The 23840-nt window shown below is 65.6% G+C and carries 25 protein-coding genes; 17 read left to right on the forward strand and 8 right to left on the reverse strand.

The window, feature by feature from the left end; genetic code table 11:
* The first annotated feature begins 77 nt into the window (after nucleotides 1-77).
* The 6 genes from miaB (at nucleotide 78) to lnt (ending at nucleotide 6839) form a co-directional block, all read left to right on the forward strand.
* Nucleotides 78-1463 carry a tRNA (N6-isopentenyl adenosine(37)-C2)-methylthiotransferase MiaB gene (gene miaB, locus OKW28_RS32645; protein ID WP_429451661.1) on the forward strand — a complete coding sequence of 462 codons (1386 nt, stop codon included), beginning with the start codon at nucleotides 78-80 and terminating at the stop codon, nucleotides 1461-1463.
* Nucleotides 1464-1506: 43 nt separating this feature from the next.
* Nucleotides 1507-2589, forward strand: coding sequence for a PhoH family protein (locus OKW28_RS32650; RefSeq protein ID WP_429451663.1), 1083 nt, complete (start codon nucleotides 1507-1509; stop codon nucleotides 2587-2589).
* 86 nt (nucleotides 2590-2675) lie between these two features.
* Complete coding sequence (gene ybeY / locus OKW28_RS32655; protein ID WP_018421765.1) at nucleotides 2676-3137, forward strand: rRNA maturation RNase YbeY; 462 nt, start codon at nucleotides 2676-2678, stop codon at nucleotides 3135-3137.
* Nucleotides 3138-3178: 41 nt separating this feature from the next.
* Nucleotides 3179-3838, forward strand: a complete 660-nt coding sequence (locus OKW28_RS32660; protein ID WP_429451665.1) for a gamma-glutamylcyclotransferase — start codon at nucleotides 3179-3181, stop codon at nucleotides 3836-3838.
* Between the two features lie 219 nt (nucleotides 3839-4057).
* Entirely contained in the window at nucleotides 4058-4963 is a 906-nt protein-coding gene (locus tag OKW28_RS32665) for an HlyC/CorC family transporter (RefSeq protein ID WP_090801803.1), read from the forward strand.
* Between the two features lie 118 nt (nucleotides 4964-5081).
* A complete protein-coding gene (gene lnt, locus OKW28_RS32670) occupies nucleotides 5082-6839 on the forward strand; it encodes an apolipoprotein N-acyltransferase (RefSeq protein WP_429451667.1) in 1758 nt (585 codons plus the stop codon).
* A gap of 82 nt (nucleotides 6840-6921) precedes the next feature.
* Here lnt and OKW28_RS32675 read toward each other — a convergent pair whose 3' ends face one another.
* Nucleotides 6922-7536, reverse strand: a complete 615-nt coding sequence (locus OKW28_RS32675; protein ID WP_429451669.1) for a glutathione S-transferase C-terminal domain-containing protein — start codon at nucleotides 7534-7536, stop codon at nucleotides 6922-6924.
* A gap of 211 nt (nucleotides 7537-7747) precedes the next feature.
* Between OKW28_RS32675 and OKW28_RS32680 the strand changes: the two genes are divergently transcribed.
* The 5 genes from OKW28_RS32680 (at nucleotide 7748) to purH (ending at nucleotide 13560) form a co-directional block, all read left to right on the forward strand.
* Nucleotides 7748-9166, forward strand: coding sequence for an aminopeptidase P N-terminal domain-containing protein (locus OKW28_RS32680; RefSeq protein WP_429451671.1), 1419 nt, complete (start codon nucleotides 7748-7750; stop codon nucleotides 9164-9166).
* A gap of 6 nt (nucleotides 9167-9172) precedes the next feature.
* Complete coding sequence (locus OKW28_RS32685) at nucleotides 9173-10444, forward strand: UbiH/UbiF/VisC/COQ6 family ubiquinone biosynthesis hydroxylase (RefSeq protein WP_429451673.1); 1272 nt, start codon at nucleotides 9173-9175, stop codon at nucleotides 10442-10444.
* A 188-nt stretch (nucleotides 10445-10632) separates the two neighbouring features.
* Nucleotides 10633-11709 carry a tRNA dihydrouridine synthase DusB gene (dusB, locus tag OKW28_RS32690; protein ID WP_018421772.1) on the forward strand — a complete coding sequence of 359 codons (1077 nt, stop codon included), beginning with the start codon at nucleotides 10633-10635 and terminating at the stop codon, nucleotides 11707-11709.
* Nucleotides 11706-11939 (forward strand): Fis family transcriptional regulator, encoded by a 234-nt coding sequence (locus tag OKW28_RS32695; protein WP_008919619.1) that lies wholly within the window; start codon nucleotides 11706-11708, stop codon nucleotides 11937-11939. The genes dusB and OKW28_RS32695 overlap by 4 nt, the downstream gene beginning before the upstream one ends.
* A 55-nt stretch (nucleotides 11940-11994) precedes the next feature.
* On the forward strand, nucleotides 11995-13560 hold the full coding sequence (gene purH / locus OKW28_RS32700) for a bifunctional phosphoribosylaminoimidazolecarboxamide formyltransferase/IMP cyclohydrolase (protein ID WP_429451675.1): 1566 nt from the start codon (nucleotides 11995-11997) through the stop codon (nucleotides 13558-13560).
* Nucleotides 13561-13635: 75 nt separating this feature from the next.
* On the opposite strand, the gene OKW28_RS32705 is transcribed toward purH, so the two are convergent.
* The gene (locus tag OKW28_RS32705; RefSeq protein ID WP_018421774.1) at nucleotides 13636-13875 is read right to left on the reverse strand and encodes a hypothetical protein; all 240 of its coding nucleotides are present in this window, start codon (nucleotides 13873-13875) and stop codon (nucleotides 13636-13638) included.
* Nucleotides 13876-14006: 131 nt separating this feature from the next.
* On the opposite strand from OKW28_RS32705, the gene ruvC reads away from it, so the two are divergent.
* The 4 genes from ruvC to OKW28_RS32725 all read left to right on the forward strand — a co-directional run bounded on the left by ruvC (nucleotide 14007) and on the right by OKW28_RS32725 (nucleotide 17300).
* Entirely contained in the window at nucleotides 14007-14549 is a 543-nt protein-coding gene (gene ruvC / locus OKW28_RS32710) for a crossover junction endodeoxyribonuclease RuvC (RefSeq protein WP_184006515.1), read from the forward strand.
* A 76-nt stretch (nucleotides 14550-14625) separates the two neighbouring features.
* Nucleotides 14626-15207 carry a Holliday junction branch migration protein RuvA gene (gene ruvA, locus OKW28_RS32715; protein WP_429451677.1) on the forward strand — a complete coding sequence of 194 codons (582 nt, stop codon included), beginning with the start codon at nucleotides 14626-14628 and terminating at the stop codon, nucleotides 15205-15207.
* Nucleotides 15208-15237: 30 nt separating this feature from the next.
* Nucleotides 15238-16299 carry a Holliday junction branch migration DNA helicase RuvB gene (gene ruvB / locus OKW28_RS32720; protein ID WP_184006516.1) on the forward strand — a complete coding sequence of 354 codons (1062 nt, stop codon included), beginning with the start codon at nucleotides 15238-15240 and terminating at the stop codon, nucleotides 16297-16299.
* Between the two features lie 23 nt (nucleotides 16300-16322).
* Nucleotides 16323-17300, forward strand: coding sequence for an oxygenase MpaB family protein (locus OKW28_RS32725; RefSeq protein ID WP_429451679.1), 978 nt, complete (start codon nucleotides 16323-16325; stop codon nucleotides 17298-17300).
* Nucleotides 17301-17336: 36 nt separating this feature from the next.
* On the opposite strand, the gene OKW28_RS32730 is transcribed toward OKW28_RS32725, so the two are convergent.
* The 3 genes from OKW28_RS32730 to tyrS all read right to left on the reverse strand — a co-directional run bounded on the left by OKW28_RS32730 (nucleotide 17337) and on the right by tyrS (nucleotide 19813).
* Nucleotides 17337-18005 (reverse strand): histidine phosphatase family protein, encoded by a 669-nt coding sequence (locus tag OKW28_RS32730; protein ID WP_429451681.1) that lies wholly within the window; start codon nucleotides 18003-18005, stop codon nucleotides 17337-17339.
* Between the two features lie 102 nt (nucleotides 18006-18107).
* Nucleotides 18108-18566, reverse strand: a complete 459-nt coding sequence (dtd, locus tag OKW28_RS32735; RefSeq protein ID WP_429451683.1) for a D-aminoacyl-tRNA deacylase — start codon at nucleotides 18564-18566, stop codon at nucleotides 18108-18110.
* Nucleotides 18563-19813, reverse strand: coding sequence for a tyrosine--tRNA ligase (gene tyrS, locus OKW28_RS32740; RefSeq protein ID WP_429451684.1), 1251 nt, complete (start codon nucleotides 19811-19813; stop codon nucleotides 18563-18565). The genes dtd and tyrS overlap by 4 nt, the downstream gene beginning before the upstream one ends.
* Before the next feature lie 179 nt (nucleotides 19814-19992).
* On the opposite strand from tyrS, the gene OKW28_RS32745 reads away from it, so the two are divergent.
* Nucleotides 19993-21123 (forward strand): anhydro-N-acetylmuramic acid kinase, encoded by a 1131-nt coding sequence (locus OKW28_RS32745; RefSeq protein ID WP_429454539.1) that lies wholly within the window; start codon nucleotides 19993-19995, stop codon nucleotides 21121-21123.
* A gap of 121 nt (nucleotides 21124-21244) precedes the next feature.
* Here OKW28_RS32745 and erpA read toward each other — a convergent pair whose 3' ends face one another.
* The 3 genes from erpA to rplM all read right to left on the reverse strand — a co-directional run bounded on the left by erpA (nucleotide 21245) and on the right by rplM (nucleotide 22678).
* Nucleotides 21245-21610 carry an iron-sulfur cluster insertion protein ErpA gene (gene erpA / locus OKW28_RS32750; RefSeq protein ID WP_013090506.1) on the reverse strand — a complete coding sequence of 122 codons (366 nt, stop codon included), beginning with the start codon at nucleotides 21608-21610 and terminating at the stop codon, nucleotides 21245-21247.
* A gap of 235 nt (nucleotides 21611-21845) precedes the next feature.
* Nucleotides 21846-22238: a 30S ribosomal protein S9 gene (rpsI, locus tag OKW28_RS32755; protein WP_011489810.1), complete on the reverse strand. Its 393-nt coding sequence runs from the start codon at nucleotides 22236-22238 to the stop codon at nucleotides 21846-21848.
* Between the two features lie 11 nt (nucleotides 22239-22249).
* Nucleotides 22250-22678, reverse strand: coding sequence for a 50S ribosomal protein L13 (gene rplM, locus OKW28_RS32760; RefSeq protein WP_013090508.1), 429 nt, complete (start codon nucleotides 22676-22678; stop codon nucleotides 22250-22252).
* Nucleotides 22679-23315: 637 nt separating this feature from the next.
* On the opposite strand from rplM, the gene OKW28_RS32765 reads away from it, so the two are divergent.
* Complete coding sequence (locus tag OKW28_RS32765) at nucleotides 23316-23738, forward strand: OsmC family protein (RefSeq protein WP_026226035.1); 423 nt, start codon at nucleotides 23316-23318, stop codon at nucleotides 23736-23738.
* Nucleotides 23739-23840: the final 102 nt, after the last annotated feature.

Below are 23840 nucleotides of genomic sequence, written 5' to 3' on the forward strand. Positions count from 1 at the left end.
CCGCGCTGCCCCGCGCCGCGGCCTCCTTCACCTTTTTACGACGCCCCCAGGTTAACCACTGAGACCGGCGAAATTCGATGACCAAGAAAGTTTATGTAAAGACCTTTGGCTGCCAGATGAACGAGTACGACTCCGACAAGATGGTCGACGTGCTCGGTGCCGCTGAAGGGCTCGTCAAGACCGACACGCCGGAAGACGCCGACGTGATCCTGTTCAATACCTGCTCGGTGCGCGAAAAAGCGCAGGAAAAAGTCTTCTCCGACCTCGGCCGCGTACGCGAGCTGAAGGACGCGAATCCGAATCTGATCATTGGCGTGGGTGGCTGCGTCGCGAGTCAGGAAGGCGCATCGATCGTCGCGCGCGCGCCGTACGTCGATATCGTGTTCGGTCCGCAAACGCTGCACCGCCTGCCGCAGATGATCGACGAACGCCGCGCGAGCGGCCGCGCGCAGGTCGACATTTCGTTTCCCGAAATCGAGAAATTCGATTACCTGCCGCCGGCGCGCGTCGAAGGTCCGAGCGCGTTCGTGTCGATCATGGAAGGCTGCAGCAAGTACTGCAGCTACTGCGTCGTGCCGTACACGCGCGGCGAGGAAGTGTCGCGTCCGCTCGACGACGTGCTGACCGAAATCGCCGGCCTCGCCGACCAGGGCGTGCGCGAAGTCACGCTGCTCGGCCAGAACGTGAACGCTTATCGTGGAAAATTCGGCGGCGCGCTGACCGTGGGTTCGACCGAGATCGCCGACTTCGCGACGCTGATCGAATACGTCGCGGACATCCCCGGCATCGAACGGATCCGCTACACGACGTCGCATCCGAAGGAGTTCACGCAGCGCCTGATCGACACCTACGCGAAGGTGCCGAAGCTCGTCAGCCACCTGCATCTGCCGGTGCAGCACGGCTCCGACCGCATCCTGATGGCGATGAAGCGCGGCTACACCGTGCTCGAGTACAAGTCGGTGATCCGCAAGCTGCGCGCGATTCGCCCGGACCTGTCGCTGTCGACGGACATGATCGTCGGATTCCCCGGCGAGACCGAGGAAGACTTCGCGAAGATGATGACGCTCGTCGAAGAGATGAAGTACGACACGAGCTTCTCGTTCATCTACAGCCCGCGTCCCGGTACACCGGCCGCGAACCTGCACGACGACACGCCGCGCGAGGTTAAGCTCAAGCGCCTGCAACATCTGCAGGCCACGATCGAAGAGAACGTGCGGCGCATCAGCGACGCGATGGTCGGCAAGGTCGAACGCATTCTGGTCGAGCGCCCTGCGCGCAAGGACCCAAACGAGCTCGCGGGCCGCACCGAGAACAACCGCGTCGTCAATTTCCCGGCGCCGGTCGCGTCGCATGCACGGCTGATCGGTCGGATGGTCGACGTGAAGATCGTGCACGCGTATCCGCACTCGCTGCGTGGTGAACTCGTGATGGTTCACGACGACAGCGCCGCGACGACGCATTGAACGACATTCTGAGTACCGCAACCGACAGGATCGACTCACCGCCTTGAAGACCACTCAGCAGCCTCTGGAATTCACCGCACCGCGCGAAGATAATGCGCGGCTCGCCAACCTCTGCGGACCGCTCGACGAAAATCTGCGGCAGATCGAGCAGGCCCTCGACGTGACCCTGCAGCGCCGCGGCCACCGCATCGCGATCCGCGGGCGCGGCGCGAAACTCGCGCTCACCGCGCTCGAAAACTTCTACAACAACGCGCGCGAGCCTTTGTCGGTCGACGACATCCAGCTCGCGCTCGTCGAAGCGCGTAATCCGGTGCGTCATCGTTCGAATGGCAACGGCAATGGCAATGGCGACACCGTCGACGCGCACTTCGCCGGCAATCCCGACCACCCGTTCGACCAGCCCGCCGACGCCACTGCGAGCGAGGACGACTTCGAGGAATACGGCCCGAAGCTGTACACGCGACGCGCGGATCTGCGCGGCCGCACGCCGGCGCAGCGCGAGTACCTGAAGCAGATCGTGTCGCACGACGTCACGTTCGGCGTCGGCCCCGCCGGCACCGGCAAGACCTATCTCGCGGTGGCCTGCGCGGTCGACGCGCTCGAGCGCGACCAGGTCAAGCGTATCGTGCTGACGCGCCCGGCCGTCGAGGCGGGCGAGCGGCTCGGCTTTTTGCCGGGCGATCTCGCGCAGAAAGTCGATCCGTATCTGCGCCCGCTCTACGACGCGCTGTACGACCTGCTCGGCTTCGACAAAACCGCGAAGATGTTCGAGCGGCAGATGATCGAAATCGCGCCGCTCGCATACATGCGCGGCCGCACGCTGAATCACGCGTTCATCATCCTCGACGAGGCGCAGAACACCACGCCCGAGCAGATGAAGATGTTCCTCACGAGAATCGGCTTCGGCTCGAAGGCGGTCGTCACCGGCGACACGACCCAGGTCGACCTGCCTCGCGGCCAGAAGAGCGGGCTGATCGAAGCGCAGCAGGTGCTCGCGAACGTGCGCGGCATCGCGCTCACGCGTTTCACGAGCGCGGACGTGGTGCGGCATCCGCTGGTCGCGCGAATTGTGGAGGCGTACGATGCGCATGCGCAGAAGTCGCCGGCCGCGGTCGATCCGCGCTAAAGCGATGCGCTTCGCAGCGCGAGGCCCGCGTCGCCTCGCCGCAAAAAAAAAACGACTGAGCCAGGAATGCCACGCATAGAAACCGCATGAGCCGCACCCCGAAACTGACGTTGAGCCTGCAATTCCCCGCCGCCAAAGCCTGGCCGGAACACAAGGCGCTGCTGCCGCGCGCGACGGTGGCCGGCTGGATCAAGGCGGCGCTGTTCGCGGACGGCGAACTGACGGTTCGGTTCGTCGACGCCGAAGAAGGCCGCACGCTGAATCGCACCTATCGCGGCAAGGATTACGCGACCAACGTGCTGACCTTCGCCTATGCCGAATCGGAAGATGATCCGGTCACGGGCGATCTGATTCTGTGCTGCCCGGTGGTCGAGAAGGAAGCCGCCGAGCAGGGCAAGCCGCTCGCCGCGCATTACGCGCACCTGCTCGTGCACGGCACGCTGCATGCACAGGGCTACGACCACGAGGTCGAAGAAGAAGCCGAGGAAATGGAGGCGATCGAAACCGAAATCCTCGGCAAGCTCGGCTTTCCGGACCCTTACCAATAGGCGTTCCGCCCCTCCTCGACGCCAGCCCGCCCGAACCCACCGTGAGCACTCCGTCCCCCGAAGCCGATATCCCCGTGCGCTGTCCGGACTACCCGCCGGTGCTCGGCGACTCGCGGCTCCTGACGGACGATGAACTGCGCGCGTCGCTCGAATCCACGTTGCGCGGCTGGGACCGTCAAAGCGATCTGTGGCTGTTCGGCTATGGCTCGCTGATCTGGAACCCGGGCCTGCCGGCCGTCGAGGCGATGCGCTCGAAGGTGCACGGCTATCACCGCGGCCTCTATCTGTGGTCGCGAGTCAATCGCGGCACGCCAGAGCAGCCCGGCCTCGTGCTCGCGCTCGATCGCGGCGGCTCGTGCACCGGCATGGCCTTCCGGCTTGCGGCCGATGGCTCGAGGCCGCATCTCGAAGCACTGTGGCGCCGCGAAATGCCGATGGGCTCGTACCGTCCCGCGTGGCTGCCGTGCGTGCTCGCGGACGGCCGGCGCGTCGACGCGCTCGCATTCGTGATGCGCCGCGACGTGCCGAGCTACACCGGCAAGTTGCGCGACGACATCATCCAGACCGTGCTGGGCTGCGCGAGCGGCCGCTACGGCACGACCTTCGATTACGTGAGCCGCACCGTGCACGCGCTGCGCGAAAGCGGCATGCCGGACCGCGCGCTCGAAGCGCTGCTCGCGCGCTGCAAGCCGGCCGGGTGACCGCGGCATCTCGGCGAAAACCCCACCCGCGACTTTTTTGCCAGCGAGCGCTTTTGCCCGCGTAATCGGTTAGGATGATTCCACACTCCGCCGTCGCGGCGGGGCCGTTTCACCCTGGCTTCGCTCATCGCCGGGCCCGGCGGGACACGGTTCCGCCATGCGCCTGGTGTATCCTTAACGCACTGCAACAGCGCGCCCAGTCTCGCCGGGCGCACTACCATGAACGACACGTATCCCAGTCGACGCCATACCGGACGTCAACTCGACAAACCGCAGGAAAAGCGCACGCTGCTCGAGCGCCTGACCGACTTCATCTCGCCCGAGCCCGACTCGCGCGCCGAACTTCTGGAAATTCTGCAGGACGCGCACGAACGCAACCTGATCGACGCCGACTCGCTGTCGATGATCGAAGGCGTGTTCCAGGTGTCGGAACTGAGCGCACGCGACATCATGGTGCCGCGCGCGCAGATGGACGCGATCAATATCGCGGACAATCCCGCTGAATTCATCCCCTACGTGCTGGACAAGGCGCATTCGCGCTATCCGGTCTACGAGGGCAATCGCGACAACATCATCGGCGTGCTGCTCGCGAAAGATCTGCTGCGCTACTACGCCGAAGAAGAGTTCGACGTGCGCGGCATGCTGCGCCCTGCCGTGTTCATCCCCGAGTCGAAGCGGCTGAACGTGCTGCTGCACGACTTTCGCGTGAACCGCAACCACCTCGCGGTGGTCGTCGACGAGTACGGCGGCGTCGCGGGCCTGATCACGATCGAAGACGTACTGGAGCAGATCGTCGGCGACATCGAGGACGAATACGATTTCGACGAGGAGAGCGGCAACATCATCGCTTCGCCGGACGGACGCTTCCGCGTGCGCGCGCTGACCGAGATCGAGCAGTTCAACGACACCTTCGGCACGCATTATTCGGACGACGAAGTCGACACGATCGGCGGGCTGGTCACGCATCACTTCGGCCGGGTGCCGCATCGGGGCGAGAAAGTCCGCCTCGACGACCTGATCTTCGAGATCCTGCGCGGCGACGCCCGCCAGATCCACATGCTGCTGGTGCGCCGCGACCCGCTCGCGGGCGAGCGCGAGCGCGAGTCACAGCACGCGCAGACCTGAGCCGGCGGCTCGGGCCGATGCACGGCCTGAGCGCCCGCGCGCTTTCATTGCTGGCGCATTTGCCAACTCGTTTGCCTACTGCGTTGCCCTTTCAACTACCGACGCCGACCGCGCAACAATGGCCGACCCGATCACTTCCCGTTCGCACCGCGGCGTGAGCGCCCCCGCCCCCGCTCCCACCGAAGACGGCACGCGCAGCCGCGCGCTGCCGCGCTGGCACTACCTCGTCGCACTGGCCGCGGGCGCGGCCAATACGCTGTCGTTCGCGCCGACGCCGCATGGCGGCTGGCTGCAACTCGCGATCTTCGTGTTCTTCTTCGCGTGGCTCACGCGCAGCACCGGCTGGAAAAGCGCCGCGCTGACGGGCGGCGCGTTCGGCTTCGGCAACTTCGTGAGCGGGGTCTGGTGGCTGTATGTGAGCATGCACTACTACGGCGGCATGCCGGCGCCGCTCGCCGGCACGGCGCTCGTGCTGTTCTCGCTGTATCTCGCGGTCTATCCGGCGCTCGCCGCGGGGGTGTGGTCGTTCTGCGCGGGCCATGCGCGCAACGGCGCGGCCGACGAGCGCGCGCCATTCTCGCCGACCTGGCACGGCGCGCTCGCCTTTGCAAGCGCGTGGGCGATCGGCGAATGGCTGCGCGGCACGGTGTTCACCGGCTTTCCGTGGCTCGCCACCGGTTATGCGCAGGTCGACGGCCCGTTGGCGGGGTTTGCGCCGGTGGTCGGCGTATATGGCGTCGGTTGGATGGTTGCGCTGACGGCCGCGTTGATCGTGCAGGCGTTGCTGGCGCTGCTGCCGTCATGGCGCTCCGGGTGTGCGAATGAATCGCTCGAGCCGAACGCCAGCGCCGCTGATGACGCCGGCGGTCGCGCCGCGCGGGGCCGCGGCACGCGCGTCGCCCCCATCGTCGTGCCTGCTGGCGTCGCGCTCGCGCTGCTCGTGATCGGCCTGCTGCTGCCGCTCGTGCAGTGGACCACGCCCGCCAACGCGGCGCTGTCGGTGCGGCTGTTGCAAGGCAACGTGAAGCAGGAGATGAAGTTCGAGGAAGCCGGCTTGCGCGCGGCGGTCGACGAGTATCAGCAGATGATCACGTCGAAGCCGGCCGATCTGATCGTCACGCCGGAAACCGCGATCCCCGTGCTCGCGCAGCAGCTTCCGCCGAACTTCGCGGCCGCGATCCGCCAGTTCACGGATTCGACCGGCAGCGCGCTGCTGTTCGGCGCGATCGGCGGCACGATCACGCCGGACGGCCGGGTGGTCGACTACACCAACAGCCTGTTCGGCGTCACGCCCGGCTCGCACGAGATTTATCGCTACGACAAGCACCATCTGGTACCGTTCGGCGAATTCGTGCCGTGGGGCTTCCGCTGGTTCGTGAACCTGATGAACATTCCGCTCGGCGATTTCTTCCGCGGCCCGCCGGTACAAAAACCGTTCATGGTGCATAACCAGCCGGTCGCGGTGAACATCTGCTACGAGGACATCTTCGGCGAGGAGATCGCGCGCACGCTGCGCGAGAATGCGACGCCCGCCGGCGTGCTGATCAACTCGACCAATCTCGCGTGGTTCGGCGACACGATCGCGCTCGACCAGCATCTGCAGATCGCGCGCATGCGCTCGCTCGAAACCGGCCGGCCGATGCTGCGCGCAACCAACACCGGCATGACCGCCGCGATCGACGCGAACGGCCGCGTGATCGGGCGCCTGACGCCCTACACGGTCGGTTCGCTCGACGTGAGCGTGCAAGGCACCTCAGGCAACACGCCTTACGTGACGAGCGGCAACAACACGGTGCTCGCGGTGTCGGCGCTGCTGCTCGCGTTCGGTTTCGCGTTCGGACCGGGGCTCGCGCGGCGACGCAACGGCAAGCGGTAACGCCGACGTCAAAGGCACGACACCCGCAAAAAAAATGCGCCTGACATGCAGGCGCATTTTTTTCAAGCTCGTTCGAGCTTCATCAATCCTTCGGCACCGTATCGATGAACGACTGCCGCAGCGACAGCTTCTGGAAGTGCTTGTCCAGATTCGGATGCGATTCGCGCCAGTTCAGGTCCGGCATACGGAAGTCCAGATAGCCGAGCGCGCAGCCCACCGCGATGTCGGCCAGCGTGTAGTGATTGCTCGCGCACCACGGCTTGCTGCCGAGCCCTTGGGACATCGCGATCAGCGCTTCGTCGATCTTGCGCTGCTGCCGCGCGAGCCACGCGTCCACGCGCTGCTCGGGCGCGCGCTGCGTGCCTTCGAGACGGATCAGCACGGCCGCGTCGAGCATGCCGTCGGCGAGCGCTTCCCAGCAGCGCACTGCGACGCGCTCGCGCCCCGACGGCGGAATCAGCTTGCCGACCGGCGACAGCGTATCGACGTACTCGCAGATCACGCGTGAATCGAACACGGCCTCGCCGTCTTCCATCACGAGGCACGGCACCTTGCCGAGCGGATTGAAGGTGTGAATCCGGGTATCCGGCGCCCAGACGTTCTCGGGCACCAGTTCGTAGTCGATCTTCTTATCGGCGAGCACGATGCGTGCTTTGCGCACGAACGGGCTGCCGAACGAACCGATGAGTTTCATCATGACCTTCTGCCTTTTTCTGAATCCGGCGAAAGTATAAGTGGTCTAAGGCTTCCGCGAGCGTGCTGGCGCGATCTTCGCGAACTGCCCGCCGAGCCGCTGTGGACGGATTGCAACATGACGGCGGCCGCCGCGCCGTCCGGAGCCGCACAAAGCGAGTCAATGTCGCGCGCGGAGAATGGGGCCAGGAGAATCGCGGCGCTACAATCGCACGATGAACCAGCCGACCGAACCCACCATCGCCATCGACGTCTACCGCACGCGCCGCGAGCGCGTTCTCGCCGCGCTGCGCGCCGCGGGCGGCGGCGTCGCCATCGTCCCGACCGCGCCGGAAGCGCTGCGCAATCGCGACACTGACTACCCGTACCGCCACGACAGCTACTTCTATTATCTGACCGGCTTCACCGAGCCCGAAGCGCTGCTGGTGCTCGATGCCAGCGCCGCGCCCGGCGCGCCCGCGTCGATGCTGTTCTGCCGCGAGAAAAGCGTCGAGCGCGAGACATGGGAAGGCTTCCGCTTCGGCCCCGACGGCGCGCGCGAAGCATTCGGGCTCGACGCCGCGTTCCCGACCGGCGAACTCGACACGCAGCTGCCGCGCATCATCGCCGACAAGCCGGCGCTGCACTACGCGTTCGGCACCTCGGCGCATTTCGACGAGCAGGTGCGCGGCTGGCTCGACGCGGTGCGCGCGCAAAGCCGCAGCGGCACCGTCGCGCCCACGGCCGCGCGCGACCTGCTGCCGTTGCTCGACGAGATGCGGCTCGTCAAGGACGACCACGAACTCGCGATCATGCGCCGCGCCGGACAGATTTCGGCGGCCGCGCATCGTCGCGCGATGGCGGTGTGCCGGCCCGGTATCCGCGAGTACGAACTCGAGGCCGAACTGCTCTACACGTTCCGCAAGTTTGGCGCGCAGGCGCCGGCCTATACGTCGATCGTCGCGGCTGGCGCGAACGCGTGCGTGCTGCACTACCCGGCCGGCAACGCGATCGCGCGCGACGGCGACCTGATCCTGATCGACGCGGCCTGCGAACTCGACGGCTACGCGTCCGACATCACGCGCACGTTTCCGGCGAGCGGGCGTTTCACGCCGGCGCAGCGCGAGCTGTACGACATCGTGCTGGCAGCGCAGCAGGCCGCCGTCGACGCGACGCGCGCCGGTGCGAGCTTCGACGATCCGCATCAGGCCGCGCTGCGCGTGCTGTCGCAGGGGCTGCTCGACACCGGCATCGTGCCGCGCGCGAAGTTCGCCTCGGTCGACGACGTGATCGCCGGGCGCGCCTACGTGCCGTTCTACATGCACCGCACCGGCCACTGGCTCGGCATGGACGTGCACGACTGCGGCGACTACCGCGAGCGCGGCGCGCCGCGCGACGAAGCGGGCGTGCTGCCGTGGCGCACGCTGCGCGCGTCGATGACGCTGACGATCGAGCCGGGCTTGTACGTCCGCCCGGCCGAGGGTGTGCCCGAACGCTACTGGAACATCGGCATCCGCATCGAGGACGACGCGATCATGACGCCGACCGGCTGTGAGCTGATCACGCGCGACGTGCCGGTCGCCGCCGACGAGATCGAGGCGCTGATGCAGGAAGCACGAGCCCTCCATCAAGCGTCGCATCAACAGAGGACCTGATCCGCGATGAACGACGCATCTCCCTCGGCGGTGATCCTGAGGCCCGCCTCCCACCAGCAGGGGTTCGATTTCGACGTGACGATCGTCGGCGCCGGGCCGGTCGGCCTCGCGCTCGTCGGCTGGCTCGCGCGCCGCAGCGTGACGCGCGAGCTGAAGATCGCGCTCGTCGACGCGCGCGAGCCGGAAGACTCGATCGCCGATCCGCGCGCGATCGCGGTCTCGCACGGCAGCCGGATGATCCTCGAGCCGCTGCGCTGGCCCGCCGACGCCACCGCGATCGAGCGCATCCACGTGTCGCAACGCGGTCATTTCGGTCGCACGCTGATCGATCATCGCGAGCACGGCCTGCCCGCGCTCGGCTACGTTCTGCGCTATGGCTCGATCGTGCATGGCCTCGCCGACGCCGTGCATGCGACGCAGGTCCACTGGTTCCGCTCGACCTCGGCCGGCGCGCCGGTTCAGGTGCTCGACGGCGTCACGCTGCCGATCGAAACCGCGGGCGTCGCGCGCCAGTTGCGCACGCGGATTCTGGTCAACGCCGAGGGCGGCCTGTTCGGCGACCAGAAGCACGCGAAAAATCCGAGCCGCGCCACGGACGAATACGCCGGCGCACGCAACATCGGTAAAAACAACGCCGGCTCGCGCGACTACGGGCAGACCGCGCTGGTCGGCACGGTCACCGTGTCCGCGCCGCAGCCGCACGTCGCATGGGAGCGCTTCACGTCGCAAGGTCCGATCGCGCTACTGCCGATGGGTGGCGTGCGTGGTGCCGACTACGCGCTCGTCTGGTGCTGCGCGCCCGACGAAGCCGCGCGCCGCGCGCAGCTCTCCGACGAAGCGTTCCTGCGCGAGCTCGACGCCGCGTTCGGCGGCCGCATGGGCCGCTTTACGCACATCAAGGGTCGCGCGTCGTTCCCGCTCGGTCTCAACACGGTCGACACGCTGGTGAACGGCCACATCGTCGCGATCGGCAATGCGGCGCAGACGTTGCATCCGGTAGCCGGCCAGGGCCTCAATCTGGGCTTGCGCGATGCGCACGCGCTCGTCGACGCGCTGTCGGCCGAAGGCCCGACCCCGCTCGCGCTCGCCACCTTCGCGCAACGCCGCGCGCTCGACCGGCGCCTGACGATCGGCTCGACCGACACGCTCGCGCGCCTCTTTACCGTCGACTTCGCGCCGCTCGCGGTACTGCGCGGCCTCGCCCTGACCGCACTCGAATTCGTGCCGCCGATCAAGACCGCGCTCGCCCGGCAGATGATGTTCGGCCAGCGCCGTTAAGCGCGTGAAAGCGCTGCGCGGTTCTATGAGCCGGGCGACTTTCATAGAAGATTTAACGGGTTACGAGACTCGGTTCGCGAGTCCCGGCAACCCGTTAACGCTAAAATAACGATTTTCCCTCGCATTTCGCGCTGCGCCGGCTGTCACGATTGTCAAATCCTGGCCCGTCGTCGGCGCACGCTCACGCCATGCCCACTCTCGGCCCCCACAATCTGCGTAACAACCTGTTCGTCGCCCCGATGGCCGGCGTGACCGACCGACCGTTCCGCCAGCTGTGCAAACGGCTCGGCGCGGGCTATGCGGTGTCGGAAATGGTCGCGTCGAACGCGCAGCTGTGGAAGAGCGAAAAGACCATGCGCCGCGCGAACCACGAAGGCGAGGTCGAGCCGATCGCGGTCCAGATCGCCGGCGCGGACCCGGAGATGATGGCCGAAGCCGCCCGCTACAACGTCGCGAACGGCGCGCAGATCATCGACATCAACATGGGCTGCCCCGCCAAGAAGGTCTGCAACGTCGCGGCCGGCTCGGCGCTGCTGCAAAACGAACCGCTCGTGCAGCGCATCGTCGAGGCCGTCGTGAACGCGGTCGGCGTCGGGCCCGACGCGGTGCCCGTCACGCTGAAAATCCGCACCGGCTGGAATCGCGAGAACAAAAACGCGCTGAACGTCGCGCGTCTCGCGCAAGCAGCGGGCATTTCGATGCTGACCGTGCACGGCCGCACGCGCGCGGACCTGTACCACGGCGACGCCGAGTACGAAACCATCGCCGCGGTAAAGGCGGCGGTGCGCATTCCGGTCGTCGCGAACGGCGACATCACGTCGCCGCAAAAAGCGCGCGAGGTGCTCGCCGCGACCGGCGCGGACGCGATCATGATCGGGCGCGCCGCGCAGGGGCGTCCGTGGCTGTTCCGCGAGATCGAGCATTTCCTGCAAACGGGCGAGTTGCTGCCGCCGCCGCGAATCGACGAAATCCAGCAGGTGATGAACGAACATCTCGAAGATCACTACGCTTTTTACGGGGAATTTACCGGTGTCCGCACTGCGCGCAAGCACATCGGCTGGTACACTCGCGGCCTTTCCGGCGCCAACCTGTTCCGGCATCGCATGAATACGCTGGACACCACGCGCGAACAACTCCTCGCCGTCAACGAGTTCTTTGACGCGCAAAAGGCGATCTCAGACCGCCTCGTCTACGTCGACGAAGCGCCCGGCAACCCCGGGCTCGACAGCGAGAGCGAGGACAACTCCGACCGACTAGCAGCATGAGCAAGAACAACATCGAACAATCTGTCCGCGACAGCCTGGACGTGTATTTCCAGGATCTCGACGGCTCCAATCCGCACGACGTCTACGACATGGTCATTTCATGCGTGGAAAAACCCTTGCTCGAAGTGGTGCTCGAGCAGGCCGGCGGCAACCAGTCGCTGGCCGCCGAGTATCTCGGCATCAACCGCAATACGCTGCGCAAGAAGCTGCAACAACACGGTTTGCTGTAGCGCGTCGTAGTTTCTCGCGCCCTGCCACGTTTCCCTTCGGCTTTTTGTCTTCATCATGATCAAGCAAGCGCTCATCTCCGTTTCCGACAAGTCCGGCATCGTCGACTTCGCCAAATCGCTGTCGGACCTCGGCATCAAGATTCTGTCGACCGGCGGTACCGCGAAACTGCTCGCGGACGCGGGCCTGTCCGTCACCGAAGTCGCCGACTACACGGGTTTCCCGGAAATGCTCGACGGGCGCGTGAAAACGCTGCATCCGAAGGTGCACGGCGGCATCCTCGCGCGCCGCGACCTGCCCGAGCACATGGCCGCGCTCGAGAAGCACGAGATTCCGACCATCGACCTGCTGGTCGTGAACCTGTACCCGTTCGTGCAGACCGTGTCGAAGGAAGAATGCTCGCTCGAGGACGCGATCGAGAACATCGACATCGGCGGCCCGACGATGCTGCGCTCGGCCGCGAAGAATCACCGCGACGTGACGGTGGTGGTCGATCCGGCCGACTACGCGGTCGTGCTCGACGAAATGCGCTCGAACGGCAACACGGTATCGTACAAGACGAACTTCCGCCTCGCGACCAAGGTGTACGCGCACACCGCGCAATACGACGGCGCGATCACGAACTACCTGACGAGCCTGACCGACGAGTTGCAGCATTCGTCGCGCAACGAGTACCCGGCCACCTTCAACATAGCGTTCGGCAAGGTACAGGACCTGCGCTACGGCGAAAACCCGCATCAGAGCGCGGCGTTCTACCGCGACCTGGCGGTGCCGGCCGGCGCGCTCGCGAATTTCAACCAGTTGCAGGGCAAGGAACTGTCGTACAACAACATCGCCGACTCCGACGCGGCGTGGGAATGCGTGAAGACCTTCGACGTGCCGGCCTGCGTAATCGTCAAACACGCGAATCCGTGCGGCGTCGCGGTCGGCGCGGACGCTCACGAAGCGTATTCGAAGGCATTCCAGACCGATCCGACCTCGGCGTTCGGCGGCATCATCGCGTTCAACCGTGAAGTCGACGAAGCGACCGCGCAAGCGGTGGCGAAGCAGTTCGTCGAAGTGCTGATCGCGCCGTCGTTCAGCGCCGAAGCGCGTCAGGTGTTCGCGGCGAAGCAGAACGTGCGTCTGCTCGAAATCACGCTGGGCGAAGACCGTAACACGTTCGATCTGAAGCGCGTCGGCGGCGGCCTGCTCGTGCAGTCGCTCGACTCGAAGAACGTGCAGCCGCGCGAGTTGCGCGTCGTCACGAAGCGTCATCCGACGCCGAAGGAAATGGACGACCTGCTGTTCGCATGGCGAGTCGCGAAGTACGTGAAGTCGAACGCGATCGTGTTCTGCGCGAACGGTATGACGCTCGGCGTCGGCGCGGGCCAGATGAGCCGCGTGGACTCGGCGCGCATCGCGAGCATCAAGGCGCAGAACGCCGGTCTGAAGCTGGCTGGTTCGGCGGTCGCATCGGACGCGTTCTTCCCGTTCCGCGACGGTCTCGACGTGGTCGTCGCGGCAGGCGCGACCTGCGTGATCCAGCCGGGCGGCTCGGTGCGCGACGACGAAGTGGTCAGCGCCGCCGACGAGCACAACATCGCGATGGTGCTGACTGGCGTGCGTCACTTCCGTCATTGATCGGCTGAAGTTCGGTAGCCGCAAGACAGGCCCGGCGGGTTGTCCCGCCGGGCCTTTTGTTTCGCGGCGACGCGTTCAATCGTCCGGCTCTTTGCGCGCGTAACCGTCCCGCACCTGCGCATGCTGGCTGATGTACGTGCCCAAACCCCGGCCCCGCCGCGCGAGACGCTTCAGCACCGCGACATGTTCGGCGCCGACACTCGCCTCTGTGTACCAATACACGACGCCCGGCCGAAAGCGCACCTTGATGAAATCGTCGCCGATTTCGTAAGCGTCGACACCCGAGTCGCCGCTGAGATTGCGGTAGCGCTCCATTCTCGATCGCCCTCCCTGCGCAAAGCCTTCAGCAGCTTTTATTCCGCCAGGCATTCTGCCAGCGGACCGCCGCGCGCCGCGTTCGATGTAGTATCGCAGGCACCTGGTTTTTATCGCTTGTGCGGCACCTCATGAGAATTCTCGGCATCGACCCCGGCCTGCGCGTGACCGGCTTCGGCGTAATCGAACAACACGGCCACACACTGAGCTACGTCGCGAGCGGCGTGATCCGCACCGCCGACGCCGATCTGCCGTCGCGGCTCGGCACCATCTTCGCGGGCATCTCGACGCTGATCCGCGAGCACGCGCCGGATCAGGCGGCCATCGAAAAAGTCTTCGTCAACGTCAATCCGCAGTCGACGCTGCTGCTCGGCCAGGCGCGCGGCGCCGCGATCTGCGGGCTCGTCGCGGGCGGCGTGCCGGTCGCCGAATACACCGCGCTGCAGCTGAAGCAGTCGGTGGTCGGCTATGGCCGCGCGACCAAGGAGCAAATGCAGCAGATGGTCGTGCGGCTGCTGAGCCTGTCAGGCGTGCCCGGCACCGACGCCGCCGACGCGCTCGGCATGGCCATCTGCCACGCGCACGGCGGCTCGACGCTGAGCACGCTCGGCGGCATCGCACCGGCGCTCGCGAAGAAGGGGTTGCGAGTGCGGCGCGGGCGTCTGGTCGGCTAGCGCAACTATGCCCCGCGCCGCCGATCCGCTGCGCTACACTCGCGCTTTCCCATCCGACTCTGAAAACTAATCCGCCATGATCGGTCGCATCGCCGGCGTTCTGCTGGAAAAAAATCCGCCGCATCTGCTCGTCGACTGCAACGGCGTCGGCTATGAAGTGGACGTGCCGATGAGCACCTTCTACAACCTGCCGTCGACCGGCGAGCGCATCGTGCTGCTCACGCAGATGATCGTGCGCGAGGACGCGCATCTACTGTACGGCTTCGGCACCGCGCAGGAACGCGCGACGTTCCGCGAGCTGCTGAAGATTTCCGGCATCGGCGCGCGCATGGCGCTCGCGGTGCTGTCGGGCATGAGCGTCTCAGAGCTCGCGCAGACCGTCACGATGCAGGACGCCGCGCGCCTCACGCGCGTACCGGGCATCGGCAAGAAGACCGCCGAGCGGCTGCTGCTCGAACTGAAGGGCAAGCTCGGCGCCGACCTCGGCGCGATGGCGGGCGCCGCGTCGCCATCCGACCACGCGTCCGACATCCTCAATGCGCTGCTCGCGCTCGGCTACTCGGAAAAAGAAGCGCTCGCGGCAATCAAAAACGTGCCGGCCGGTACGGGCGTGTCCGAGGGCATCAAGCTCGCGTTGAAGGCGCTGTCGAAGGGCTAAGCTCCAAGCCGCGCGCGGTACAATGACCGCATGATCGAAACCGACAAACTCGCCGCCGAGCGCATCATCGCGGCCACGCCCGTGTCGCCGAACGAAGAAGCGTTCGAGCGCGCGCTGCGCCCGCGTCAGCTCGACGAATATGTCGGGCAGGAGAAAGTGCGCGGCCAACTCGAAATCTTCATCGAGGCCGCGAAGCGCCGTTCCGAATCGCTGGACCACGTGCTGCTGTTCGGGCCGCCGGGCCTCGGCAAGACCACGCTCGCGCACATCATCGCGCGCGAGATGGGCGTCAATCTGCGGCAAACGTCGGGGCCGGTGCTCGAACGCGCCGGCGACCTCGCCGCGCTGCTGACCAATCTCGAAGCCAACGACGTGCTGTTCATCGACGAAATCCACCGGCTCTCGCCGGTCGTCGAGGAAATCCTGTATCCAGCGCTCGAGGATTATCAGATCGACATCATGATCGGCGAAGGGCCGGCCGCGCGCAGCGTGAAGCTCGATCTGCAGCCGTTCACGCTGGTCGGCGCGACCACGCGCGCGGGTATGCTGACCAATCCGCTGCGCGACCGCTTCGGCATCGTCGCGCGACTCGAGTTCTATAACGCCGAGGAGCTCGCGCGCATCGTCACGCGTTCGGCCGCGCTGCTCGGCGCGCAGATCCATCCGGACGGCGCGTTCGAAATCGCCCGTCGCGCGCGCGGCACGCCGCGTATCGCGAACCGCCTGCTGCGGCGCGTGCGCGACTTCGCCGAAGTGAAGGCCGACGGCAACATCACCGCGCAGGTGGCCGACGCCGCGCTCAGCATGCTCGACGTCGACGCGGTCGGCTTCGACCTGATGGACCGCAAGCTGCTCGAAGCGATCCTGTACAAGTTCGACGGCGGCCCGGTTGGTGTCGACAATCTCGCGGCGGCAATCGGCGAGGAGCGCGACACGATCGAAGACGTGCTCGAGCCGTATCTGATCCAGCAGGGCTTCCTGCAGCGCACGCCGCGCGGCCGCATCGCCACGCTGCTCACGTACCGGCATTTCGGACTGGCCGCGCCGGATTCGGCGAGCGCGCGGCCGGGTCTGTGGGATTCCACGAACTGAGTCACGCGACGAGGCCGACCAGGATGTCAGACCAGACCCAGCAACCCGGCCCTTCCAACCGTTCACCTGTCAATCCCGCCGGCGACCCGTCCGGCAATTTCACGCAGCGCCTCACCCACCGCCTGCGCTCGAAGCTCGCCGCCGGCGTCACGCATCTGACGACCGGCAGCGGACCGGTGCTCGACTACTCGTCGCCGCCGGGCGACCCCGGTCTGTTCGGGCCGGACTCCGTCTGCTGGAAGGTCCACGCCGACTTCGCGTCGATGATGACCAGCGGCATCAGCGCGCTGCTACTTCAGGCGCTGCATCCGCTCGCGCTCGCGGGCGTCTGGGATCACTCGAGCTTTCGCACCGACATCCTGGGCCGGCTGCATCGCGCGGCGACGTTCATCGCCGGCACGACGTACGGCAGCAAGAGCGATGCGCTCGCGCTGATCAAGCGCGTGAAGCGCATTCATCTCGACGTGACCGGCGTCGCACCGGACGGCCAGTCGTATCGCGCGAGCGAGCCCGCGCTGCTGACGTGGGTGCACGTCGCGGAAGTGTCGAGCTTCATGACCGCGCACCTGCGCTATGTGAATCCGGTGCTGTCCGTCGCGGCGCAGGATCAATACTTCGCGGAAACCGCGCGCATCGCGGAAATGCTCGGCGCCGTCGATATTCCGCGCTCGCGCGCCGAGATCGAGGCGTACCTGCTCGCGATGCGGCCCGCGCTCGTCGCGAGCGAGCGCACGCGCGAAGTCGTGAGGATTCTGATGAACGCGCCGGCACCGAGCTTCGCGATGCGGCCCGCTGGCACGCTAATGCTCAACGCGGGGGTCGATCTGTTGCCCGACTGGGCGCAGACGATGCTCGGCTTGAATCGCCACGCGGCGCTGCGTCGAACCTTCGCGCGGCCTGGCGTGCGGGTCGTCGCGCCGGTGATCCGCTGGGCGCTGGTCAATGGAGCATCGAAGCGGGCTCGGCGGCGCGCGGCGGCGGCGGTGCGGGAGCGGGATTGATTGCGCCACGCGTCTCGGGCCATTTCCCGCCTTTGCTTACCGCCCCGGTCCCTTCCTGAAACCATCATCGTCGGCGCTGCCCGCGTCGAGATGCGCTACGTCCGCCCACGACACGATCGTTGCGCGACCGTCCCCGTAGTCCACGACGTTCAGGCTGGTGTTCAGCAGCGGGTAGTCGCGCGGTGCGTCGAGCCGCATGCCGGTTGCAAAGCGGCGCACGCAGTCGAGCACGCCGCCATGCGTGACACAGGCGATGCGCCCGCCCGGATGCGCGGCGACGAGCGGCTCGATCGCATGCACGATGCGGTGGTAGAACACGCGGTGCGACTCGCCCTCGGGCGGCGCGAAGCCGGGATCGCGGGTTTGCCACTGCGCGTATTCGTCGGGGAAACGCAGCGCGATCTCGTCGCTGTCATGGCCCTGGAACGCGCCGTACGAGCGCTCGCGCAAGTTCTCGCGCGACTGCAGCGGCAGGCCGAGCGCCTCGCCGATCGGTTGCGCGGTCTGCTGCGCGCGCTGCAAGTCGCTCGAATAGATCGCGTCGAGCCGCGCGCCCTGCTTCGCGTCGTCGGCGAGGCGCTGCGCGAGACGTCGCGCCTGCGCGACGCCGGTCGTCGCGAGCGGAATGTCGATGTGGCCTTGAATGCGCTTGATGCGATTCCAGTCGGTCTCGCCGTGCCGGATAAACAGGATCTGCGTCGTCATGAGAGAGAGGTGCCGTTCGCGGTTGTGTCGAGCGACTATTGTCGCAAAAAGCAGCGGCACGGCTCGCGTGCGGCGACGGCGCGCTCGAACGTTTGCGTTCTTTTAGGCGTTGGTCTGCAACCAGAACGTGACCGGCCCGTCGTTGACGAGCGACACCTGCATATCCGCGCCGAACTCGCCAGTCTGGACGATCGGATGCTTCGCGCGCGCGGCAGCGACGAAGTAGTCGAACAGGCGCTTGCCCTCGTCGGGCGGCGCGGCCGGCGTGAAGCTCGGGCGCAGGCCGCTGTTGGTATCGGCCGCGAGCGTGAACTGCGACACGAGCAGCAGCCCGCCCGCGCGTCCGGCGCCGTCGAGATTCTGCACCGACAGGTTCATCTTGCCGGCCGCGTCGCTGAACACGCGGTAACCGAGCACCTTGGCGAGCAGCTTGTCGGCCGTGGCCTCGGTGTCGCCGCGCTCCGCGCAGACGAGCGCGAGCAGGCCTGCGTCGATCGCGCCGGTCACACGATCGGCGACGCGCACTTCGGCGCGCCGCACGCGTTGGATCAGCGCGATCACGCCGTCAGCGTCACGCGCGCGAAACGGCGCTTGCCGACCTGCACGACGTACTCGCCCGCTTCGACCTTCAGGCCCTTGTCGGACACCGCGGTGCCGTCGATCTTCACGCCGCCTTGCTCGATATTGCGCAGCGCCTCGCTCGTCGACGGTACGAGGTTCGCCTGCTTCAGCAACTGGCCGATCGAGAGCGGTGCGCCCGCGAGCGTCACGGCCGGGATATCGTCGGGCACGCCGCCCTTCGCGCGATGATTGAAGTCCTCCAGCGCGCGTTCGGCGTCCGCCTGCGAGTGGAAACGCCCGACGATTTCCTGGCCGAGCATCACCTTGAAATCGCGCGGATTACGGCCCGCGCCGGCCTCGCGCTTGAAGCCGGCGATTTCGTCCATCGGACGGAACGACAGCAGTTCGAAGTACCGCCACATCAGCGTGTCGGAGATGCTCATCAGCTTGCCGAACATGTCGGTCGGCTTTTCGCTGATGCCGATGTAGTTGTTCTTCGACTTCGACATCTTCTCGACGCCGTCGAGCCCTTCGAGCAGCGGCATCGTCAGGATGCACTGCTGCTCCTGGCCGTACTGCTTCTGCAACTCGCGACCAACCAGCAGGTTGAACTTCTGATCCGTGCCGCCGAGCTCCAGGTCCGCGTTCAGCGCGACCGAGTCGTAGCCCTGCATCAGCGGGTACAGGAATTCGTGGATCGAGATCGGCACGCCGCCCTGGAAGCGCTTCGTGAAGTCCTCGCGCTCGAGAATGCGTGCGACCGTGTAGCGCGACGCAAGCTTGATCATGCCGTCGGCGCCTAGCGGCATCGACCATTCGCTGTTGTAGCGAATCTCGGTCTTGTCGCGATCAAGCACGAGCGCGGCTTGCTCGAAATAGGTCTTCGCGTTCGATTCGATCTGCTCGCGCGTAAGCGGCGGGCGGGTCGCGTTGCGCCCGGACGGATCGCCGATCAGCGACGTGAAGTCGCCGATCAGGAAAATCACCGTGTGGCCGAGGTCCTGCAACTGGCGCATCTTGTTCAGCACGACCGTGTGGCCGATGTGGATGTCGGGTGCAGTCGGATCGAGCCCGAGCTTGATGCGCAGCGGCTTGGCCGACGCCGCGCTGCGCGCGAGCTTTTGCGCGAATTCGTCTTCGATCAGCAGTTCGTCGACGCCGCGCTTGGTCACGGCGAGCGCGTGACGGACTTCGTCGGTGATCGGGAAGGCGGAAGCGGGATTGGGCTGGGTGGACTCGGTGCTCATGCTGGAAACGTGAAGTCGCGAAAAAACAGGATTGTCCCATAGATGCGCGCCGCCGCGCCCACTCACGCGCCCCGCACGGCCCCGCGACGGGCCAATTCGGTGCGGCTCGCGTCGCCTTCGCCGTTTGCGCCGATAATCTGCTACAACGAATCGGAATGAACATCGACAGGAGCAGCGACGTGGCGCAAGATTCCGCAGACGGCATCTATTTCGGACTGATGTCGGGAACCAGCATGGACGGTGTGGACGGCGTGGCCGTCCGGTTTGCCAAAGGGAAGCCGCCCGAGGTGCTGGCCGAGGCGTTCGTCGGCTTTTCGGCCGGCATCCGCGAAGCGCTGTTCGCGTTGCAACAGCCGGGGGACAACGAGATCGAGCGCGAGGCGCTCGCCGCCAACGCGCTCGCGACGCGCTACACGGTGTGCTGCCACGATCTGCTGCGCGACAGCCGCGTATCGGCCGATGACGTCCGTGCGATCGGCGTGCATGGGCAGACCGTGCGGCATCGGCCGGAAAAGGGGTATACGCGACAGATCAACAACCCGGCGCTGCTCGCGGAAATGCTGCATATCGACGTGGTCGCCGATTTCCGCAGCCGCGACGTCGCGGCAGGTGGCCAGGGCGCGCCGCTCGTGCCCGCTTTTCACGCGACGATCTTCGGTGCGAAGGACGAAACGCGCGTCGTCTGCAATCTTGGCGGAATCAGCAACATCACGATCCTGAACGCGACCGGCGGCGTGCGCGGCTTCGACTGCGGGCCGGCGAACGCGCTGCTCGACGCGTGGGCCGAGCGCCAGCTCGGCAAGCCATTCGACGAAAACGGTCATTTCGCGGCGAGTGGCCAGGTCGATCGCAAGCTGCTGAACGCGTTGCTCGACGAACCATTCTTCGCAGAGCAGCCGCCCAAGAGCACCGGCCGCGATCTATTCAACACCGCATGGCTCGATGCGAAGCTCGAGCCGTTCTCCGCGCTCGCACCAGCCGACGTACAGGCGACGCTCGTCGCGCTGACCGCGGTGACGGTCGCGCGCGAGATCGAGCGGCATGCATCCGATGCGCGGGCCGTGTACGTGTGCGGCGGCGGCGCGCGCAATCCGGAGATCATGAAGGCGTTGCAGCAGGCGCTCGAAGACAGCGGCGTAAGCGGTGTGCCCGTGATGACGACCGACGCGCTCGGCGTGCCGCCGAGCCAGGTCGAGCCGCTCGCGTTCGCGTGGCTCGCAATGCGCTGCATCGCGCGTCTGCCGGGCAGTCTGCCAAGCGTGACCGGGGCATCCGCGGAGCGGGTGTTGGGGGCTATTTATCCGCGCTGAGAAGGGATGAGCTGAAAACAAACACCTTTTGTTGCCGCACGCGGATTCTGCGGCACGAAGGCAATGAAAAACGGGGCCTCTCGGCCCCGTTTCTTCGCTCTGGCTTGACGAGCCTATGCGCTCAGACCGAGAACGACGAACCGCAACCGCACGTCGTGGTCGCGTTCGGGTTCTTGATAACGAACTGCGCGCCGTTGATGTCGTCCTTGTAGTCGATTTCGGCGCCGACCAGGTACTGGTAGCTCATCGAGTCGATCAGCAGCTGGACGCCGCTCTTGTTCATCACGGTGTCGTCTTCGTTGATCGCTTCATCAAACGTGAAGCCGTATTGGAAGCCCGAGCAGCCGCCGCCCTGCACGAACACGCGCAGCTTGAGCTCCGGGTTGCCTTCCTCATCGATCAGTTGCTTGACCTTGTCAGCCGCTGCGTCGGTGAAGACGAAGGGGGCCGGCATCTCGGTCACGGGGGTGTCGGTGACTGCGTTCATTTCGAACTCTCCAAAAAGCTTTAGCCGATATTGTAGGGCTGTTCCGGATATCGTGCTGAAGTCCACAAAATCAATGCGCTCTTGCTGCAAGGTCGATGCGAGGCGATCCGTTGGCACTTGAGCGAACGGGGCCGGCGTGCGAACCCCGGCGAACCATAAAAAAAGCCGCCTTCGCGCGTGGCGTTGGCGGCTTTTGCTGCAAACCGGCGCGAGGGCCGGTTCACGCCCGAAACGATTAACGCTTCGAGAACTGCTTGCGGCGACGTGCTTTGTGGAAGCCGACCTTCTTACGTTCGACTTCACGAGCGTCACGCGTGACGAAGCCAGCCTTCGACAGTTCCGGCTTCAGCGTTGCGTCATAGTCCATCAGCGCGCGGGTGATGCCGTGGCGAACCGCACCTGCTTGACCCGTTTCACCGCCGCCGGTCACGTTGACCTTGATGTCGAACGTGACACCGTGGTTCGTGAGCTCCAGCGGCTGACGCACGATCATCAGCGACGTTTCGCGCGAGAAGTAGTCGGCGATGGGCTTGCCGTTCACAACGATGTCGCCCTTGCCTGCCTTGATGAACACGCGAGCGACGGCGCTCTTGCGGCGGCCCGTGCCGTAATTCCAGTTACCGATCATGTGGGCTCCCCTTAGATCTCGAGCGCCTTCGGCTGTTGTGCCGAATGCGGATGCGTTGCGTCAGCGTAGACCTTCAGCTTCTTGATCATCGCGTAGCCGAGCGGACCCTTCGGCAGCATGCCCTTGACCGCTTTTTCGAGCGCACGGCCCGGGAAGCGTTCCTGCATCTTGCCGAACGTCGTTTCATAGATACCGCCCGGGTAGCCCGAGTGACGGTAGTACTTCTTGTCGGTAACCTTGTTGCCCGTGACCTTCAGCTTGCCGGCGTTGATGACGATGATGAAATCACCGGTGTCGACGTGGGGAGTGAATTCAGGCTTGTGCTTGCCGCGAAGACGGTGTGCCACTTCGCTGGCGACACGCCCGAGAACCTTATCCGTCGCGTCAATCACGTACCATTCGCGCGTCACCTCATGGGCTTTTGCGGAAAACGTCTTCATGATCGATCCAAAAAAATTGCTGCGCCCAATGTGTTCTTTCCTGCTTGTAGTGTGCGCATCGAGGCGCGTGCAGGCTCTCCCTGGTTCTTCTTCCGCGGGCGCGGATGCGGAAAAGCCCTGAATTATAAAGGAATTTGTGCTGGCAAGTCAAAACGTGCGATGCGCTCGCCGCGAGCGCCAGGAAACGGGCCGAAACGCCTGACAAACGGGGCGAAAAAAAACCTGAACGAGCGGTTCAGGTTTAATCCACCAAAGGAGGAGGTGGAGGAGACAGCGGAGGTTGCAGAACTGCTGCAACGATGGAATAAATTATAAGAGTCACCCTTGTGCAACGCAAGAAGATTTGCATTGTGAAATTAGTTTTCATAATGCGACAGATTCGATGCAGGGAGGACATTTGACTAAAACTCCTTTTGGATCAAGCACTAAAGGCCAAAGAATTCGAATCGCATCAGACATGCCTTGGAACTAAGGCCCCTAAACTGCCCGAGGAATTCTGGAACCGCCCGCCCGTTCCGCATCGCAACAAGAAAGCAATCGCCGTGCATGGACGCGGGATGCGTTCAGCGTGCGCCAATCGTCAGACACCGGGCTACAATGCCGTCTCGATAAAGCGATGCGCGGTGGGAGTGACAGCATGGAATGCAAGGTAAGCTGGATGGGACAAGACGGGATGGCGTTCGCGGCCGAGACGGGCAGCGGTCATCTGGTCGCGATGGACGGCGCACCCGAGGGTGGCGGACGCAACCTCGCGCCGCGCCCCATGGAAATGGTGCTGCTCGGCACCGGCGGCTGCACCGCCTACGACGTCGTGATGATCCTGAAGAAGAGCCGCCAGGAGATCGCCGGCTGCTCGGTGACGCTGAAGGCCGAGCGCGCGAGCGAAGATCCGAAGGTGTTCACGAAGATCCACTTCCACTTCACGGTGACGGGCAAGAATCTGAACCCGGCGACCGTCGAGCGCGCGATCAACCTCTCGCACGACAAATACTGCTCGGCGTCGATCATGATCGCGAAGACCGCCGAGCTCACGCATTCGTTCGACATCGTCGCGCTCTGAGCGCGAAAGCGATGGCGGCCACGGCCGCCACCCCGCCCCAAATCGGCATAGGGGGCAGCCTGAGGCTGCGCCCCTGCCACACCACCCGGCATGCGGGTCCGC

Origin of the sequence: Paraburkholderia sp. 40 (assembly GCF_050434105.1) — a bacterium.
Lineage (GTDB): Bacteria > Pseudomonadota > Gammaproteobacteria > Burkholderiales > Burkholderiaceae > Paraburkholderia > Paraburkholderia tuberum.

Bases quoted from the DNA above. Each gene is read 5' to 3' on its own strand.
- miaB (WP_429451661.1), top strand. From the start codon at position 78: ATGACCAAGAAAGTTTATGTAAAGACCTTTGGCTGCCAGATGAACGAG.
- ybeY (WP_018421765.1), top strand. From the start codon at position 2,676: ATGAGCCGCACCCCGAAACTGACGTTGAGCCTGCAATTCCCCGCCGCC.
- OKW28_RS32665 (WP_090801803.1), top strand. From the start codon at position 4,058: ATGAACGACACGTATCCCAGTCGACGCCATACCGGACGTCAACTCGAC.
- lnt (WP_429451667.1), top strand. From the start codon at position 5,082: ATGGCCGACCCGATCACTTCCCGTTCGCACCGCGGCGTGAGCGCCCCC.
- OKW28_RS32675 (WP_429451669.1), bottom strand. From the start codon at position 7,536: ATGATGAAACTCATCGGTTCGTTCGGCAGCCCGTTCGTGCGCAAAGCA.
- OKW28_RS32680 (WP_429451671.1), top strand. From the start codon at position 7,748: ATGAACCAGCCGACCGAACCCACCATCGCCATCGACGTCTACCGCACG.
- OKW28_RS32685 (WP_429451673.1), top strand. From the start codon at position 9,173: ATGAACGACGCATCTCCCTCGGCGGTGATCCTGAGGCCCGCCTCCCAC.
- dusB (WP_018421772.1), top strand. From the start codon at position 10,633: ATGCCCACTCTCGGCCCCCACAATCTGCGTAACAACCTGTTCGTCGCC.
- OKW28_RS32695 (WP_008919619.1), top strand. From the start codon at position 11,706: ATGAGCAAGAACAACATCGAACAATCTGTCCGCGACAGCCTGGACGTG.
- purH (WP_429451675.1), top strand. From the start codon at position 11,995: ATGATCAAGCAAGCGCTCATCTCCGTTTCCGACAAGTCCGGCATCGTC.
- OKW28_RS32705 (WP_018421774.1), bottom strand. From the start codon at position 13,875: ATGGAGCGCTACCGCAATCTCAGCGGCGACTCGGGTGTCGACGCTTAC.
- ruvC (WP_184006515.1), top strand. From the start codon at position 14,007: ATGAGAATTCTCGGCATCGACCCCGGCCTGCGCGTGACCGGCTTCGGC.
- ruvA (WP_429451677.1), top strand. From the start codon at position 14,626: ATGATCGGTCGCATCGCCGGCGTTCTGCTGGAAAAAAATCCGCCGCAT.
- ruvB (WP_184006516.1), top strand. From the start codon at position 15,238: ATGATCGAAACCGACAAACTCGCCGCCGAGCGCATCATCGCGGCCACG.
- OKW28_RS32725 (WP_429451679.1), top strand. From the start codon at position 16,323: ATGTCAGACCAGACCCAGCAACCCGGCCCTTCCAACCGTTCACCTGTC.
- OKW28_RS32730 (WP_429451681.1), bottom strand. From the start codon at position 18,005: ATGACGACGCAGATCCTGTTTATCCGGCACGGCGAGACCGACTGGAAT.
- tyrS (WP_429451684.1), bottom strand. From the start codon at position 19,813: ATGAGCACCGAGTCCACCCAGCCCAATCCCGCTTCCGCCTTCCCGATC.
- erpA (WP_013090506.1), bottom strand. From the start codon at position 21,610: ATGAACGCAGTCACCGACACCCCCGTGACCGAGATGCCGGCCCCCTTC.
- rpsI (WP_011489810.1), bottom strand. From the start codon at position 22,238: ATGATCGGTAACTGGAATTACGGCACGGGCCGCCGCAAGAGCGCCGTC.
- rplM (WP_013090508.1), bottom strand. From the start codon at position 22,678: ATGAAGACGTTTTCCGCAAAAGCCCATGAGGTGACGCGCGAATGGTAC.
- OKW28_RS32765 (WP_026226035.1), top strand. From the start codon at position 23,316: ATGGAATGCAAGGTAAGCTGGATGGGACAAGACGGGATGGCGTTCGCG.